The organism is Streptomyces sp. NPDC001822 (assembly GCF_042892135.1).
Classification (GTDB): domain Bacteria; phylum Actinomycetota; class Actinomycetes; order Streptomycetales; family Streptomycetaceae; genus Streptomyces.
The window spans coordinates 196,432-210,195 of sequence record NZ_JBIATW010000011.1; the positions used below are offsets into that span (position 1 = coordinate 196,432).

General features: G+C 72.0%; 12 protein-coding genes and 1 riboswitch. All 12 genes read left to right on the top strand.

Features of this window, described 5'->3' with window-relative positions:
* Positions 1-78: 78 nt before the first annotated feature.
* On the top strand, positions 79-2,178 hold the full coding sequence (locus ACFYY2_RS24785; RefSeq protein WP_388746449.1) for an N-6 DNA methylase: 2,100 nt from the start codon (positions 79-81) through the stop codon (positions 2,176-2,178).
* A 98-nt stretch (positions 2,179-2,276) separates the two neighbouring features.
* Entirely contained in the window at positions 2,277-2,897 is a 621-nt protein-coding gene (locus tag ACFYY2_RS24790) for a hypothetical protein (protein ID WP_388746451.1), read from the top strand.
* The gene (locus ACFYY2_RS24795; RefSeq protein WP_388746453.1) at positions 2,894-4,450 is read left to right on the top strand and encodes a serine/threonine-protein kinase; all 1,557 of its coding nucleotides are present in this window, start codon (positions 2,894-2,896) and stop codon (positions 4,448-4,450) included. Before ACFYY2_RS24790 ends, ACFYY2_RS24795 begins: the two co-directional genes overlap by 4 nt.
* A gap of 170 nt (positions 4,451-4,620) precedes the next feature.
* Positions 4,621-5,277 carry a SurA N-terminal domain-containing protein gene (locus ACFYY2_RS24800; protein WP_388746455.1) on the top strand — a complete coding sequence of 219 codons (657 nt, stop codon included), beginning with the start codon at positions 4,621-4,623 and terminating at the stop codon, positions 5,275-5,277.
* An 83-nt stretch (positions 5,278-5,360) separates the two neighbouring features.
* On the top strand, positions 5,361-6,347 hold the full coding sequence (locus tag ACFYY2_RS24805) for a nucleoside triphosphate pyrophosphohydrolase (protein WP_388746457.1): 987 nt from the start codon (positions 5,361-5,363) through the stop codon (positions 6,345-6,347).
* The gene (locus ACFYY2_RS24810) at positions 6,344-7,642 is read left to right on the top strand and encodes a cytochrome P450 (RefSeq protein ID WP_388746459.1); all 1,299 of its coding nucleotides are present in this window, start codon (positions 6,344-6,346) and stop codon (positions 7,640-7,642) included. The genes ACFYY2_RS24805 and ACFYY2_RS24810 overlap by 4 nt, the downstream gene beginning before the upstream one ends.
* A gap of 105 nt (positions 7,643-7,747) precedes the next feature.
* On the top strand, positions 7,748-8,707 hold the full coding sequence (locus tag ACFYY2_RS24815) for a transglycosylase family protein (RefSeq protein WP_388746461.1): 960 nt from the start codon (positions 7,748-7,750) through the stop codon (positions 8,705-8,707).
* Positions 8,708-8,996: 289 nt separating this feature from the next.
* A riboswitch (cyclic di-AMP (ydaO/yuaA leader) is annotated at positions 8,997-9,168 on the top strand.
* Positions 9,169-9,843 carry a transglycosylase family protein gene (locus ACFYY2_RS24820; protein WP_388746463.1) on the top strand — a complete coding sequence of 225 codons (675 nt, stop codon included), beginning with the start codon at positions 9,169-9,171 and terminating at the stop codon, positions 9,841-9,843.
* Between the two features lie 325 nt (positions 9,844-10,168).
* Positions 10,169-11,455, top strand: coding sequence for a phosphopyruvate hydratase (eno, locus tag ACFYY2_RS24825; protein ID WP_014155837.1), 1,287 nt, complete (start codon positions 10,169-10,171; stop codon positions 11,453-11,455).
* A 93-nt stretch (positions 11,456-11,548) separates the two neighbouring features.
* Positions 11,549-12,019: a septum formation initiator family protein gene (locus ACFYY2_RS24830; RefSeq protein ID WP_388746466.1), complete on the top strand. Its 471-nt coding sequence runs from the start codon at positions 11,549-11,551 to the stop codon at positions 12,017-12,019.
* A 94-nt stretch (positions 12,020-12,113) separates the two neighbouring features.
* On the top strand, positions 12,114-12,647 hold the full coding sequence (locus ACFYY2_RS24835) for a DUF501 domain-containing protein (RefSeq protein ID WP_388746606.1): 534 nt from the start codon (positions 12,114-12,116) through the stop codon (positions 12,645-12,647).
* 34 nt (positions 12,648-12,681) lie between these two features.
* Complete coding sequence (locus ACFYY2_RS24840; protein WP_388746468.1) at positions 12,682-13,623, top strand: exopolyphosphatase; 942 nt, start codon at positions 12,682-12,684, stop codon at positions 13,621-13,623.
* Positions 13,624-13,764: the final 141 nt, after the last annotated feature.

Below are 13,764 nucleotides of genomic sequence, written 5' to 3' on the forward strand. Positions count from 1 at the left end.
TGAACCGCTGTGTGCGTGTGATCGGTATGCTCACCCACAACGGGCGACACCGACGTGCGTGGAACGGGAGACAGGCCAGTGCCGGAGAGCTCGACAGAGGTGACCGCGGCCGGAATCGCCCGGCTCGCGGGTGTGGGCCGCGCCGCCGTCAGCAACTGGCGCCGCCGTCACGACGACTTCCCGAAGCCTGTCGGTGGCACCGAGGCGAGTCCTTCGTTCGCCCTTCACCAGGTCGAGCAGTGGCTGCGGGACCAGGGCAAACTCGCCCGGGTCCCGCTGCGCGAAAAGGTCTGGCAGCAGCTGGCCGGGCACCCCGGCGGCGCCGTCACCGCTCTCGTCCACGCCGGCAGTGCCCTGATCCTGGTCCGGGACAGGCCCACCGCGTGGCTGGAGATCACCGCGGTCTCGGACGCCCGTATGGCGGGAGTGCTCCCGGACGCCCTGGACCGGGTGCTGGCCGACCGTTTCGGGCCGGGTCACGTCGTGCCCACGCCCACGGCCTCCGCGCTTCTGCCGTCCGTCCCGCTCCTGCGCGGCGTCGCCGAGCTGGCCGCGGAGACCGGCGTACGGCAGGCCTTCGACTTCCTCTTCGGCCGCCAGCTCGACGCCAACCCGCGTCAGTACACGCTCACGCCCCCGGGGCTCGCCGACCTCATGGCCTCCCTCGCCGAAGCGGAGAAGCCGCACGGCGGGAAGCGGGTCACGCGCACGGTCCTCGACCCCGCTGCCGGAACCGGCGCCCTGCTGCGCGCGGTCGGCCGGCCCACGGCGCTGTACGCGCAGGAGGCGGACGCCGACCTCGCGGCGCTCACCGCGCTCCGGCTCGCTCTCCAGGCACCGACGAGCGGGGCCGGTGAGCCCGCCATCGAGGTGCGGACCGGCGACACCCTGCGTACGGACGCGTTCGCGCGGCTGACGGTGGACGCCGTGCTCTGCCACCCGCCGTTCAACGAACGCAACTGGGGCCATGACGAGCTCGCCTACGACCCGCGCTGGGAGTACGGGTTCCCGGCCCGCACCGAGTCGGAACTCGCCTGGGTGCAGCACGCACTCGCCCGTCTCCGCGAGGGCGGCACCGCCGTGCTGCTGATGCCCCCCGCCTCCGCGTCCCGCCGCTCGGGCCGCCGCATCCGCGCCGACCTGCTGCGCCGCGGAGCGCTGCGCGCCGTCATCGCCCTCCCGGCCGGAGCCGCGCCCCCGTACGGCATCCCCCTTCATCTCTGGGTGCTCCGCAAGCCGGGTGCCGAGTCGAGGCCCGCGCCCGAACTGCTGGTCGTGGACACCGCCGACCCCGAGGCGCCGGGCGCCGCGTCGGGCCGCGACCGGCTCGACTGGCCCGCACTGCGCGCGGAGGTCCACGACGCCTGGAAGCGCTTCGACGCGGCCGGCCGCCGGGGGGCCTTCGAGGGGCGCCCGGGGGCGAGCCGCGCCGTCCCCGTCATCGAACTGCTCGACGACGACGTCGACCTGACCCCCGCCCGTCACCTCCCGCCCGCGGCGTCCGGCGGCGGCGCGGCGGAGCTGGCGGCCGTACGGGAGCGCCTGCAGGACACCCTGAAACTGGTCTCCCGGCTCGCCCCGGCCCCCGCTGTGCCCGGCGAGGCCGCCAGGCGGCCTCACACCACGGTCGGCGAACTGGCCCGCGCCGGCGCCCTGCACCTGCGCACGGGCACGGGCGCGGCGACCGGCCGGGTGGCGGTCCTCACCGAGCACGACGTCCTCGCCGGCACGGCCCCCAGCGGGACGCCCACGGCCCCCGCGAGCAGCCCCCAGGACGAGCCGGTGCTGCTGGAGACGGGCGACGTGGTGGTGCCCGTGCTCGGCGGCGGCGCGGTGGCCCGGGTCGTCGACGACGCCACTGCGGGGGCCGCGCTCGGCCGCAACCTCCAGCTGCTGCGCCCCGATCCGGCCGCCCTGGACCCCTGGTTCCTCGCCGGCTTCCTGCGCGGGACCGCCAACAACCGGCAGGCCAGCAGCTACGCCTCCACGGCGACGCGGCTCGACGCCCGCCGCCTCCAGGTACCGCGCCTTCCGCTGGACGAACAGCGTAAGTACGGCGCGCAGTTCAGCGCCCTGGCCGCCTTCGAGGAGGCGCTGCGCACGGCGGGACGGCTCGGCGGGCAGCTGGTCCAGGGGATGTACGACGGGCTCACGGACGGGACGGTGGCCCCGAAGTGACCTGAAGCACAACGGTTGTGCACAACCCGGGACCGGTTGTCCGTGTCGGTGTATACGCTCGCAGCAACGTCCGACTCAGACCCTCCCGGGAGCAGCACATGCACGGCTACGGCTATCCGCCGCCGCAGCTACCCAAGCGGCGGCCGTCCTCGGCGACGCTGACCGCGCTGCGCGTGCTCTTCGTGGCACTCACGCTCATGAGCTGCGGGTTCCTGTCCTGGGCAGCGCTGCTGCGGCTGGCCACCGTCACCCGCAAGGGGCTGGACTGGACGCTGATGGCGGTGGTCATCGCGCTCAACGCGGGCATGTTCGCGTACATCGTCTCCACGCCCGACAGCGAGGAGGAACTGACGGATGCGCAGGCGCTCGTGTTCCTCGGCTGGCTGCTCTGCACCGTGATCGGCACGATCACCTACTACCTCTACGCGGAGATCCGGCACTACGGCCCCCAGCAGGCGATCCCCGGCGGCCCGGCGCCGTACGCGGCCCACGGCGTGCCGCACGTCCCCGCCGTCCCGCCCGCCAGGCCCACCCCCGGGTACGGCTACCCGCCGCCCCCGGCCGACTCCGTACGCCCGCCCGCCCAGCAGCGGTCCTCCGCCGTTCCGCCGCCCCTGGCGGATCCGCCGAGGCTCGCCACCCCTCCGCGCCTCGACCAGGTGCGCGCCGAGCTCGACGAGCTCAGCGACTACCTCCGCAAGGAGGGTGACGGCAGGTGAACGGCCGTGTCATCGCGGGCCGTTACGAGCTGGCGACCATTCTCGGCCAGGGCGGCATGGGCCAGGTGTGGACGGCGTACGACCAGCGGCTCGACCGCAGGGTCGCGGTGAAACTGCTGCGCCCCGACCGGGTCGCGGGTCCCTCCGACAGTGAGGCCGCAGACGACCTGCGGCGCAGGTTCGTCCGCGAGTGCCGGGTCACCGCGCAGGTCGACCACCCGGGTCTCGTCACCGTCCACGACGCGGGGAGCGACGGCGACGACCTCTACCTCGTCATGCAGTACGTCGAGGGGGCCGACCTCGCCGACCACCTCGCCGAGCACGACCCCTACCCGTGGACCTGGGCGGTCGCCGTCGCGGCCCAGCTCTGCGCGGTGCTCTCGGCCGTGCACGCGGTCCCGATCGTGCACCGCGACCTGAAGCCGCGGAACGCCATGATCAAGCCCGACGGCACCCTCACGGTGCTCGACCTCGGCATCGCCTCCGTCATGGACACCGACACCACCCGCCTCACGCACACGGGTTCACCCATCGGCTCCCCGGCCTACATGGCCCCCGAGCAGGCGATGGGCGGCGCCGTCGGCCCGTACACCGACCTGTACGCCCTCGGGGCCCTCCTCCACGAACTCCTCAGCGGTGACGTGCCGTTCGCCGGTTCCACCGCCCTCGGGGTGCTCCACCGCCATCTCTACGAGCCGCCGCTCCCGGTCCGCCGGCTCAGGCCCGAGGTCCCCGAGGCACTGGAAGCCCTCGTCCTGCGGCTGCTCTCCAAGGACCCGCAGCACCGCCCCGCCTCCGCCCAGGAGGTCTACGAGTCCCTGCGGCCCCTGCTGCCCTCGGGCGGGCAGCCCTCGGGGCCGCTCGACCCGACCCGCCCGTTCCTCCGCCCGCACGCGCCCTGGCCCGACCGGGCGGCCACCCCGGCCCCGGCCCCCGTCCCCGCGCAGCAGGCGCCCCCCACGACCTTCGAGCCACCCTCGCGGCCGGACGTCGCGCAGGCCGTCGACGAGGTGAAGCGGCTCCTCGGCGAGGGCCGGATCACCCAGGCCGTCGACATCCTCGGCGGCATCCTGCCCGCCGCCGCGGCGGAACACGGCGAGCACTCCCCGGTCGTGCGGATCCTGCGCAAGCAGTACGCCGCCACGCTGATGGACGACGGGCAGTACCGCCGCGCCCTCCCCGAGCTGCGCCGCCTCGCCGACGACCGCATGGCGGAGGCCGGCCCCGGCGACGCCGGGACGCTCCAGTTCCGTTACGACGCGGCACAGTGCCTGGAGCAGCTGGGCGAGGCCGCGGCGGCTCTCGCCGAATACCGGGCGCTCCTGCCGTACTACGAGAACGGCTACGCCAACTCCACAGGTCCCGGGCGGGCGTTCGACATCCGGCAGCGCATCGGCCACCTGCTGCTCGGCATGGGGGACCACTCGGCGGGCCGCGCCCAGCTGCAGGCTCTGCTGTACGACACGGAGCGTGCCTACGGCCCGCACCACCCGCTGCCCACGGAGCTCCGCCGGCAACTCACCCACCATCAGGACGTGCGCGGGTCGTTCTGAGGCGCGCTGCCGTCCGACGTGGCGACGCGGGCGGGTTTTCGTCCCCGACCCCACACTGACCGGTCCGGAAATCGTTGGTCGAAGCAGTGGCCCGAATCACGTCCACTGCCTAACATCGATCACCGCAAGGCTTTGTGCACTGATGCACAAACTCTCCCCGGGAGGCTCCTTTGCACCGCCGCCGTCGTACCGCGCTCGCCCTCTCCGCCGCAACGCTCCTCGCGGCACCCCTTCTGACCGCCTGCGGCAGCGAGGCCCATCCGGGTGCCGCGGCCGTCGTGGGCGGCGACCGGATCGACGTGGCGACCGTCCAGGCGCAGGCGGCCGACGTGCGCACGGCGCAGCAGAGCGCCGGACAGTCCGAGGAACTGGTCAAGAAGACCGGGCAGCTGAACCGGGCCAAGCTGCACAGCCTCATCTTCGGGCGGGTCCTGGACCGGGCCGCGAAGGACGCCGGGGTGACCGTCAGCCGCAAGGAGGTCCAGGAGATCCACGCGGCGGCCGCGGCGCAGTCCGGCGGGGACGAGGGCCTGCGTACGGTGATGCTGGAACAGCGCTGGGTCGCCCCCGGCCAGATCGAGGAGGACCTGCGCAAGGAGGTCCAGCTCCCGAAGCTGGCCCGTGCGCTCGGCGCCGACCTGCAGACTCCGGCCGGCCAGCAGGCCGTGAGCAAGGCGCTCACCGAGGCGTCGAAGGCGCTGCACATCGACGTCAACCCGCGCTACGGCAGTTGGGACGACAAGAAGGTGCAGCTCAGCACGTACAAGACGGCGTGGATCAAGCAGGTCACCACCTTCCCGGGCCAGGAGCCCGCGGCGGGCGCCTGACCCCGGGACACCTCGTCCTGGCGGGGCGGGTCTCACACCCGGTCCGGACGAGGGGTGCCCCCGGCCGGGGGTAGGTTCGAGGTGTGAACGCTGAAGACCCCGGCCGTATCGTCCTGCTCACCGCCAGCCACCGGGTCGCCCCCGGTCTGCTGTCCTGGCCCGCCTGGCAGACGCTGCGGGCCGCCGACCGGGTGCTGTGCCCCGAGTCCGACCACCCGCAGCTGCCGTACCTGCGGGAGGCGGGGGTCGCCGCCGAGCACGCCTCGCCGTCGGCCGGGGAGCTGGTGGACGACTGCGCGGGCGGCCGGACCGTGGTGGTGATGGTCGGTGGCGAGGGCGATCAGGCCCTCACGGACGGGCTCGCCCGGCTGGGCGGCTCGGGCCGGGTGCGGATGCCGGACCTGGAGCTGCTGCCAGGTTCGTACGACCTGCCCGGGGCGCGGCTCCTGGACCTGGTCCAGGTGATGGACCGGATCCGTCTCGCATGCCCGTGGACGTCGCAGAAGACCCACGAGGGCCTGGCGAAGTACGCCATCGAGGAGGCGTACGAGCTGGTCGAGGCCATCGAGGACGGCGACCGCGGGGAACTGCGGGAGGAACTCGGCGACGTGCTGCTCCAGGTCGTCTTCCACGCCCGCATCGCCGAGGAGGACGCCCAGGAGCCGTTCGGGATCGACGACGTCGCGGCGACGATCGTCGAGAAGCTGATCCACCGCCATCCGCACGTGTTCGGCGACGAGACCGCCGAGACCCCGGAGGACGTCCGCGCCCACTGGCTGCGCACGAAGGCCATCGAGAAGCAGCGCGCCTCCGTCACCGACGGCGTGCCGCTCGGTCAGCCCGGCCTGGCGCTCGCCGCCAAGCTGGGCAGCAGGGTCCGCGCGGCGGGACTCGACGCCGGCCTCCCCGAGGGCGACGGGATCGGTTACCAGCTGCTCGCCCTCGCCGTGCGGGCGGAACGCGACGGTGTCGATCCGGAGGCCGCCCTGCGCGCCGCAGCGCGCGCCTACCGTGACGCCATCAGGGCCGCCGAAGGGCTCGACGGCGCGGCGGACGGCGTCCAGGAGTGAGTGACGGCTGCCCCGCGACCCCTTCCGGCCCCGACGCCGGACCCGAGCTCTTCACCTGGGAGTTCGCCACCGACCCGTACCCCGCCTACGCCTGGCTGCGCGAGAACAGTCCCGTGCACCGCACGGCGCTGCCGAGCGGAGTGGAGGCCTGGCTGGTGACCCGGTACGCGGATGCCCGGCAGGCCCTCGCGGACACCCGGCTCTCCAAGAACCCGGCCCACCACGCCGGGCCGGCGAACGCCAAGGGGAAGACGGGCATCCCGGGTGAGCGCAAGGCGGAGCTGATGACGCATCTGCTGAACATCGATCCGCCGGACCACACCCGGCTGCGCCGGCTCGTGTCCAAGGCGTTCACGCCGCGCCGGGTCGCCGAGTTCGCGCCGCGCGTGCAGGAACTGACGGACTCCCTCATCGACGCCTTCATCGAGGAGGGGAAGGCGGACCTCATCCACGACTTCGCCTTCCCGCTGCCCATCTACGCGATCTGCGACCTGCTGGGGGTGCCCCGGGAGGACCAGGACGACTTCCGGGACTGGGCGGGCATGATGATCCGCCACGGTGGCGGCCCCCGGGGCGGGGTGGCCAGGTCGGTCAAGAAGATGCGCGGTTACCTCGCCGAACTCATCCACCGCAAAAGGGAGAATCCCGGCGACGATCTCATCTCCGGCCTGATCAAGGCCAGTGACCACGGTGAGCACCTCACCGAGAACGAGGCCGCGGCGATGGCCTTCATCCTTCTCTTCGCCGGTTTCGAGACCACCGTCAACCTGATCGGCAACGGGATCTACGCGCTGCTGCGCAACCCGGCGCAGCGCGAGCGCCTGGAGCGCTCGCTGGAGGCGGGGGAGACCGGACTGCTCGCCACGGGCGTCGAGGAGCTGCTGCGCTACGACGGGCCGGTGGAGCTCGCCACATGGCGCTACGCCACCGAACCCGTGGCGCTGGGAGGACAGGTCATCGCGGCGGGCGACCCCGTCCTCGTGGTGCTCGCCGCGGCCGACCGCGACCCCGGGCGATTCCAGAATGCGGACACCCTGGATCTCGCTCGGAGTGACAACCAGCACCTCGGTTACGGGCACGGCATCCACTACTGCCTGGGTGCGCCGCTGGCCCGTCTGGAGGGGCGGGTCGCCCTGGCGACCCTGCTGAAACGGCTCCCTGACCTGCGGCTCGCTGCCGAACATGCCGATTTGCGATGGCGCGGTGGACTCATCATGCGTGGACTGCGCACACTCCCTGTGGAGTTCGTTCCCGGCCATACGGCGCCGGAAGGTGACATTCTGTCAACTCCGTGACTTTCACGTGATCTCCGCTGCATCGACTTGTGACACACGTTCGAGTACGGCTAGGTTCACCGTTCGACTCACCCGTCACATGTCAGTCACACGGAAGGCAATCCCATGGGCTCCGCGAACGGCAGACACCGTCGCCCTCGTCAGGCACCCGCCATCGTCGTCGCCGCAGGCGTCACAGGATCGGCGATTGCCATCCCGCTGCTCGGCGCCGGCGGCGCACAGGCCGCAGACGCCTCGACGTGGGACCGCGTCGCCGAGTGCGAGAGCGGTGGCATATGGAGCGCCGACCTCGGCAACGGCTACTACGGAGGCCTGCAGTTCTCCGAGGCCACCTGGTCGGCCTACGGCGGCACGGCGTACGCGTCCCGAGCCGACCTCGCGAGCCGCTCGCAGCAGATCGCCATCGCCGAGAAGGTGCTGGACGACAAGGGCCCCCAGGCGTGGCCCAGCTGCTCGGTGATCTCCGGGCTCGCACTCGACGGAACGCTGCCGGGTGTGGACCCGGGCGACGGGCCGTCCGCCGAGGCGACGGGCACCGCGACCCCGTCCGCGACCCCCTCCGCCGAGGTGCCGGACGAGGCGGACGCGAAGGGCAAGGCAGGGAAGGCCAAGTCCGGCGGCGCGACGGGCAAGGGCGGGAAGGCGGACGCGTCCGGCGCTTCGTCCTCCGCCACGCCGTCGCCCGAGGCGTCCGAGACCTCCGCAGCCTCGAAGCAGGAGGGGACGAAGGCCGGGAAGCACCGCGGCACACCCGCCCCCGAGACGGCCGAGGAGTCGTCCTCCTCGGCGGCCGAGGGCCGCGAGTCGGGCAGGCACGCCTCGCGCGGTGCCGCCGAGGGGCGTCAGAGCGCGGAGGGGACCTACACCGTCCAGGAGGGCGACAACCTCTGGGCGATCGCCGACACGGAGGAGCTCCCCGGCGGCTGGCCCGCTCTCTACGAGGCCAACAAGGACGAGCTCGGCTCCGACCCCGACCTGATCCTTCCCGGCCAGAGTCTGGACCTCGGCCTCGCCCTCGGTGCGGACGCGGGCGGGGCGCAGGCGGAGACCCCGGCCGCCAACTGATCAAAAGCGGGAAAACACCCCGAAATCAGGGGTAGTTCAGAGGCCTATGTCCACTTATGTGTAAGTGAGACATGGGTCTCTTTGCTTCAACTCGCGTGTCATGTACGCCCGGTCTGTCCATATCCGCTCCGACCTGCGCGAACGGATCGCCGGGCCGAGCGGTAACGCGACGATTGACCGCTATGCCCATTTTTGAATGTAGGGGTTGTGTGTGATTACGGTCGGAGCCGCTCGCACCGCGGGCACCTTCGACCGTCACGCCGAATCCTGCCGTCGGTCGGGGGGAACGACGCGTAAAGCGCCGTAGGCAGGAGCGGGGGACCCAGGTAAGTGCCGGAGCCCGGCTGTCGGAAGACGGCTGAGGACCGGCTGGGGGTGAAGTCGTCCGCGAGTGCGGTCGGCCGGGCAACTCACAGGCCCGAACCCGACAGCTCACCTCGTAGGCGTCGGTGAGGAGAACCATGCTGCTTTCCAGCAAGGGCAAGCACCGCCGCCCGTCCAAGGCCGTCCGCATAGCCACCCTGGCGGGCGTCGCCGGTGCGGCCGTGGCCGTGCCGCTGATGGGCGCGACCGGTGCTTCCGCCGCCTCCGTCGCGACCTGGGACGCCGTCGCCCAGTGCGAGTCCGGTGGCAACTGGTCCATCAACACCGGCAACGGCTACTACGGCGGCCTGCAGTTCTCGGCCTCCAGCTGGGCGGCCGCCGGTGGTACGCAGTACGCGGCCCGCGCCGACCTGGCCACCAAGGACCAGCAGATCGCCGTCGCCGAGAAGCTCCTCGACCTGCAGGGCCCGGGCGCCTGGGCCTGTGCCGGCGCCGGCGGCCTGACCAACGACGGTGTGGACCCGGGTGTGGACACCGGCTCCGCGCCGAAGGCCGAGACGAAGGCGCAGCCGGAGCGCAAGGCCGAGCAGCCCGTCTCGCGCAGCGAGAAGCGCGAGACCGTCACCACCCCGACCGGCCAGAAGGTCGAGAAGGGCGACGGCGAGTACAAGGTGAAGCCCGGCGACACCCTCAGCAGCATCGCCGAGGCGGAGAAGGTCAAGGGCGGCTGGCAGAAGCTGTTCAAGCTGAACGACGACATCGTCGAGAAGGCCGACCTGATCTTCCCGGGCCAGCAGCTCCACCTGAAGTAGTCACGAGCGGTACGGGGTCCTCCTCCGCCCCGACGGCCCGGCCCGGCGCGCCCACCCCCCTGCGCGCCGGGCCGGGCCGTGCCCGGGGTTCCCGGGTGCCTCCTCGGCGGGGCCCGTGGGGACTCCTGCGGGGGGAAGCGTTCAACTGTTGTAGTTACTGACCAGTAAATATCTGGAGATTTGCCCGTAATGCAGGTCCTTGGGCCCTTTTTCGTCCCAGGGGACGGGCGGACGGCCGACGGAGCGGGCCGAGCCGGTTAGGCTCGTGGCGCAAGGCCACAGTGACCCTGCACATCCAGTGTCATATCCCAGAAGGAGATGCCTCGTGCCGTCCATCGACGTCGTCGTAGCCAGGGAAATCCTCGACTCCCGGGGCAACCCCACGGTCGAGGTCGAGGTTGGCCTCGACGACGGCAGCACGGGACGTGCTGCTGTTCCGTCCGGCGCCTCCACCGGTGCGTTCGAGGCCATTGAGCTTCGCGACGGCGACCCCAACCGCTACCAGGGCAAGGGCGTCGAGAAGGCCGTCCTCGCCGTGATCGAGCAGATCGGCCCGGAGCTCGTCGGTTACGACGCCACCGAGCAGCGCCTCATCGACCAGGCGATGTTCGACCTGGACGCCACCGAGAACAAGGGCTCCCTCGGCGCCAACGCCATCCTCGGTGTCTCGCTGGCCGTGGCGCACGCCGCGTCCGAGGCCTCCGACCTCCCGCTGTTCCGCTACCTCGGCGGCCCGAACGCGCACCTGCTGCCCGTTCCGATGATGAACATCCTGAACGGCGGCTCGCACGCCGACTCCAACGTGGACATCCAGGAGTTCATGATCGCGCCGATCGGCGCCGAGTCCTTCTCCGAGGCCCTTCGCTGGGGCGCGGAGATCTACCACACGCTGAAGAAGGTCCTGAAGACCAAGGGCCTCTCCACCGGTCTCGGCGACGAGGGCGGCTTCGCCCCCAACCTCGAGTCCAACCGCGCCGCCCTCGACCTCATCCTGGAGGCCGTCAAGGAGGCCGGTTACGTCCCGGGCCGCGACATCGCGCTCGCGCTCGACGTCGCCGCGTCCGAGTTCTACAAGGACGGCGTCTACGAGTTCGAGGGCAAGTCCCGCTCGGCCGCAGAGATGACCGAGTACTACGAGGAGCTCGTCTCCGCGTACCCGCTGGTCTCCATCGAGGACCCGCTGTACGAGGACGACTGGGCCGGCTGGAAGGTCATCACCGACAAGCTGGGCTCCAAGGTGCAGATCGTCGGCGACGACCTCTTCGTGACCAACCCGGAGCGCCTGGCCCGGGGCATCGAGGAGGGCTCGGCCAACGCCCTGCTCGTCAAGGTCAACCAGATCGGTTCGCTGACCGAGACCCTGGACGCCGTCGAGCTCGCCCAGCGCAACGGCTTCAAGTGCATGATGTCGCACCGCTCCGGTGAGACCGAGGACGTCACCATCGCCGACCTCGCGGTCGCGGTGAACTGCGGCCAGATCAAGACCGGTGCCCCGGCCCGTTCGGACCGCGTCGCCAAGTACAACCAGCTGCTGCGCATCGAGGAGATCCTCGACGACGCCGCGGTGTACGCGGGCCGTTCGGCGTTCCCGCGGTTCCGCTTCGAGGGCTGACGGCCCGAGTCCGGAGCACCAGCCTCCGTCCGTCCCCGCATCCGGTCCCGTACCGTGTGCGGGGACGTACGTGCGTAACGGGAGGCGTGAGACATGGCCGGGAAGGACCGCGACCGGTTCTCCACCGCGACCAGGCTGCGGCTGCTCGGTGAGCAGACGGCGGCCCGCGTCTACCGGTCCCAGAACCGCCGCCAGGCCCGCCGCTCCAGGCTCACCGGGCGGGCGGCGTTCCTGGCGCTGATCGTCTGCTCCCTGGTGGTGGCCCTGGCGTACCCCATGCGGCAGTACATCTCCCAGCGCGACCAGATCGCCGATCAGGAGAGGCTGTCGAGGGAGGCGCGCCAGCGGACCGAGGAGCTGCGCGACGAGAAGGCGCGGCTCAAGGACGACGCGTACATCCGCCGTCTGGCCCGCGAGCACCTCCACTACGTGGTGCCGGGGGAGACCGCCTTCACGGTGATCGACCCCGACGCGGGCGAGGTGCGCCGCGGCGATCCGGGGGCGACCGGGCGGCCCTGGCACTCCAACCTCTGGGACGGCGTCGACAGCGCCGACCGCGAATGACCCCGCCCCCGCAGCGGCCCTGGTCCGGGCGCACGCACCGTGCCCCGCACCCGCGCCGATACATACAGACCGACCGATGACATTCAAGGCAGGCATGGACACGCCCCCTCCGCAGACCCCATCCACCACGCCCACCGCTGCGGACATCGCCGCGTTCGAGCTCCAGCTCGGCCGCCCGCCGCGCGGTCTGCGCGCCATCGCGCACCGCTGCCCCTGCGGCAATCCGGACGTGGTCGAGACCCAGCCCCGCCTGGAGGACGGCACGCCGTTCCCGACGACGTACTACCTCTCGTGCCCGCGTGCCGCCTCCGCGATCGGCACGCTGGAGGCCAACGGGGTCATGAAGGAGATGACCGCGCGCCTGGCGGAGGACCCCGAGCTGGCCGCCGCCTACCGCGCGGCCCACGAGGACTACCTCGCCCGGCGTGACGCCATCGAGGTCCTGGAGGGCTTCCCGAGCGCGGGCGGCATGCCCGACCGCGTGAAGTGCCTGCACGTCCTGGTCGGCCACTCGCTGGCGGCCGGCCCCGGGGTCAACCCGCTGGGCGACGAGGCGATCGCCATGCTGCCGGAGTGGTGGGCGAAGGGCCCCTGCGTCACGCCGTGCGGCGACGCCGGCGCGTCCTGATCCCGCGCGGTACCCGTCCAACCACAGGAGCCCCATGACCCGCGTTGCCGCCATCGACTGCGGTACCAACTCCATCCGTCTGCTCGTCGCCGACGTGGAGCCGTCCACCGGGCGGTTCACCGAGCTCGACCGGCGCATGCGGATCGTCCGGCTCGGGCAGGGTGTCGACCGCACCGGGCGGCTGGCCCCCGAAGCCCTGGAGCGCACCTTCGACGCGTGCCGCGAGTACGCGGCCGTGATCAAGGAGCTCGGCGCCGAGCGGACCCGCTTCGTCGCCACGTCCGCGTCCCGCGACGCGGAGAACAGCGACGTGTTCGTCCGGGGCGTCCTGGACATCCTGGGCATCGAGCCCGAGGTCATCAGCGGTGACCAGGAGGCGCAACTCTCCTTCGACGGCGCCACGAAGGAACTGACGGGCAGTGACCACCTGGACAAGCCGTACCTCGTGGTGGACATCGGCGGCGGTTCCACGGAGTTCGTGGTCGGTGACGACGAGGTCCGCGCGGCCCGGTCCGTGGACATCGGCTGCGTGCGTATGACCGAACGTCATCTCGTGGTGGACGGGGCCGTCGTGGACCCGCCCACGCCGGACCGGGTCGCGGCGATCCGGGCCGATCTCGACGCCGCCCTGGACACGGTCGAGGAGACGGTGCCGATCGCCTCGGCCGCGACGCTCGTGGGCCTGGCCGGGACGGTGACCACGGTCGCGGCGATCGCCCTCGGCCTGGAGGAGTACGACTCCGAGGCCATCCACCACTCCCGGGTGTCGGCCGCGCAGGTCCGGGAGATCACGGAACGGCTGCTCGCCTCGACGCACGAGGAGCGCGCGGCGATCCCCGCGATGCATCCCGGCCGGGTCGACGTGATCGCCTCGGGCGCGCTCGCGCTGCTCGCGGTGATGGAACGCAGCGGTGCCGCTGAGGTCGTCGTCAGCGAACACGACATCCTGGACGGGATCGCCTGGTCGGCGGCGTGATCACCGTGCCGCCGGGGGTGCGGTGAGATGCCGCTCATACGCATTCCCGCCTGCACCTCTGAGCTGCGGAAGGCGTCTCCGGGCTCGTCCGGGGAGGCCTTCCGCGCAGTGCCGCGACGAAGTTCGTGAACTTCTTCACAA

Excerpts from the sequence above, each read along its gene's own strand:
- ACFYY2_RS24790 (WP_388746451.1), top strand. The coding sequence starts at position 2,277 with ATGCACGGCTACGGCTATCCGCCGCCGCAGCTACCCAAGCGGCGGCCG.
- ACFYY2_RS24815 (WP_388746461.1), top strand. The coding sequence starts at position 7,748 with ATGGGCTCCGCGAACGGCAGACACCGTCGCCCTCGTCAGGCACCCGCC.
- ACFYY2_RS24820 (WP_388746463.1), top strand. The coding sequence starts at position 9,169 with ATGCTGCTTTCCAGCAAGGGCAAGCACCGCCGCCCGTCCAAGGCCGTC.
- ACFYY2_RS24830 (WP_388746466.1), top strand. The coding sequence starts at position 11,549 with ATGGCCGGGAAGGACCGCGACCGGTTCTCCACCGCGACCAGGCTGCGG.
- ACFYY2_RS24835 (WP_388746606.1), top strand. The coding sequence starts at position 12,114 with ATGGACACGCCCCCTCCGCAGACCCCATCCACCACGCCCACCGCTGCG.
- ACFYY2_RS24840 (WP_388746468.1), top strand. The coding sequence starts at position 12,682 with ATGACCCGCGTTGCCGCCATCGACTGCGGTACCAACTCCATCCGTCTG.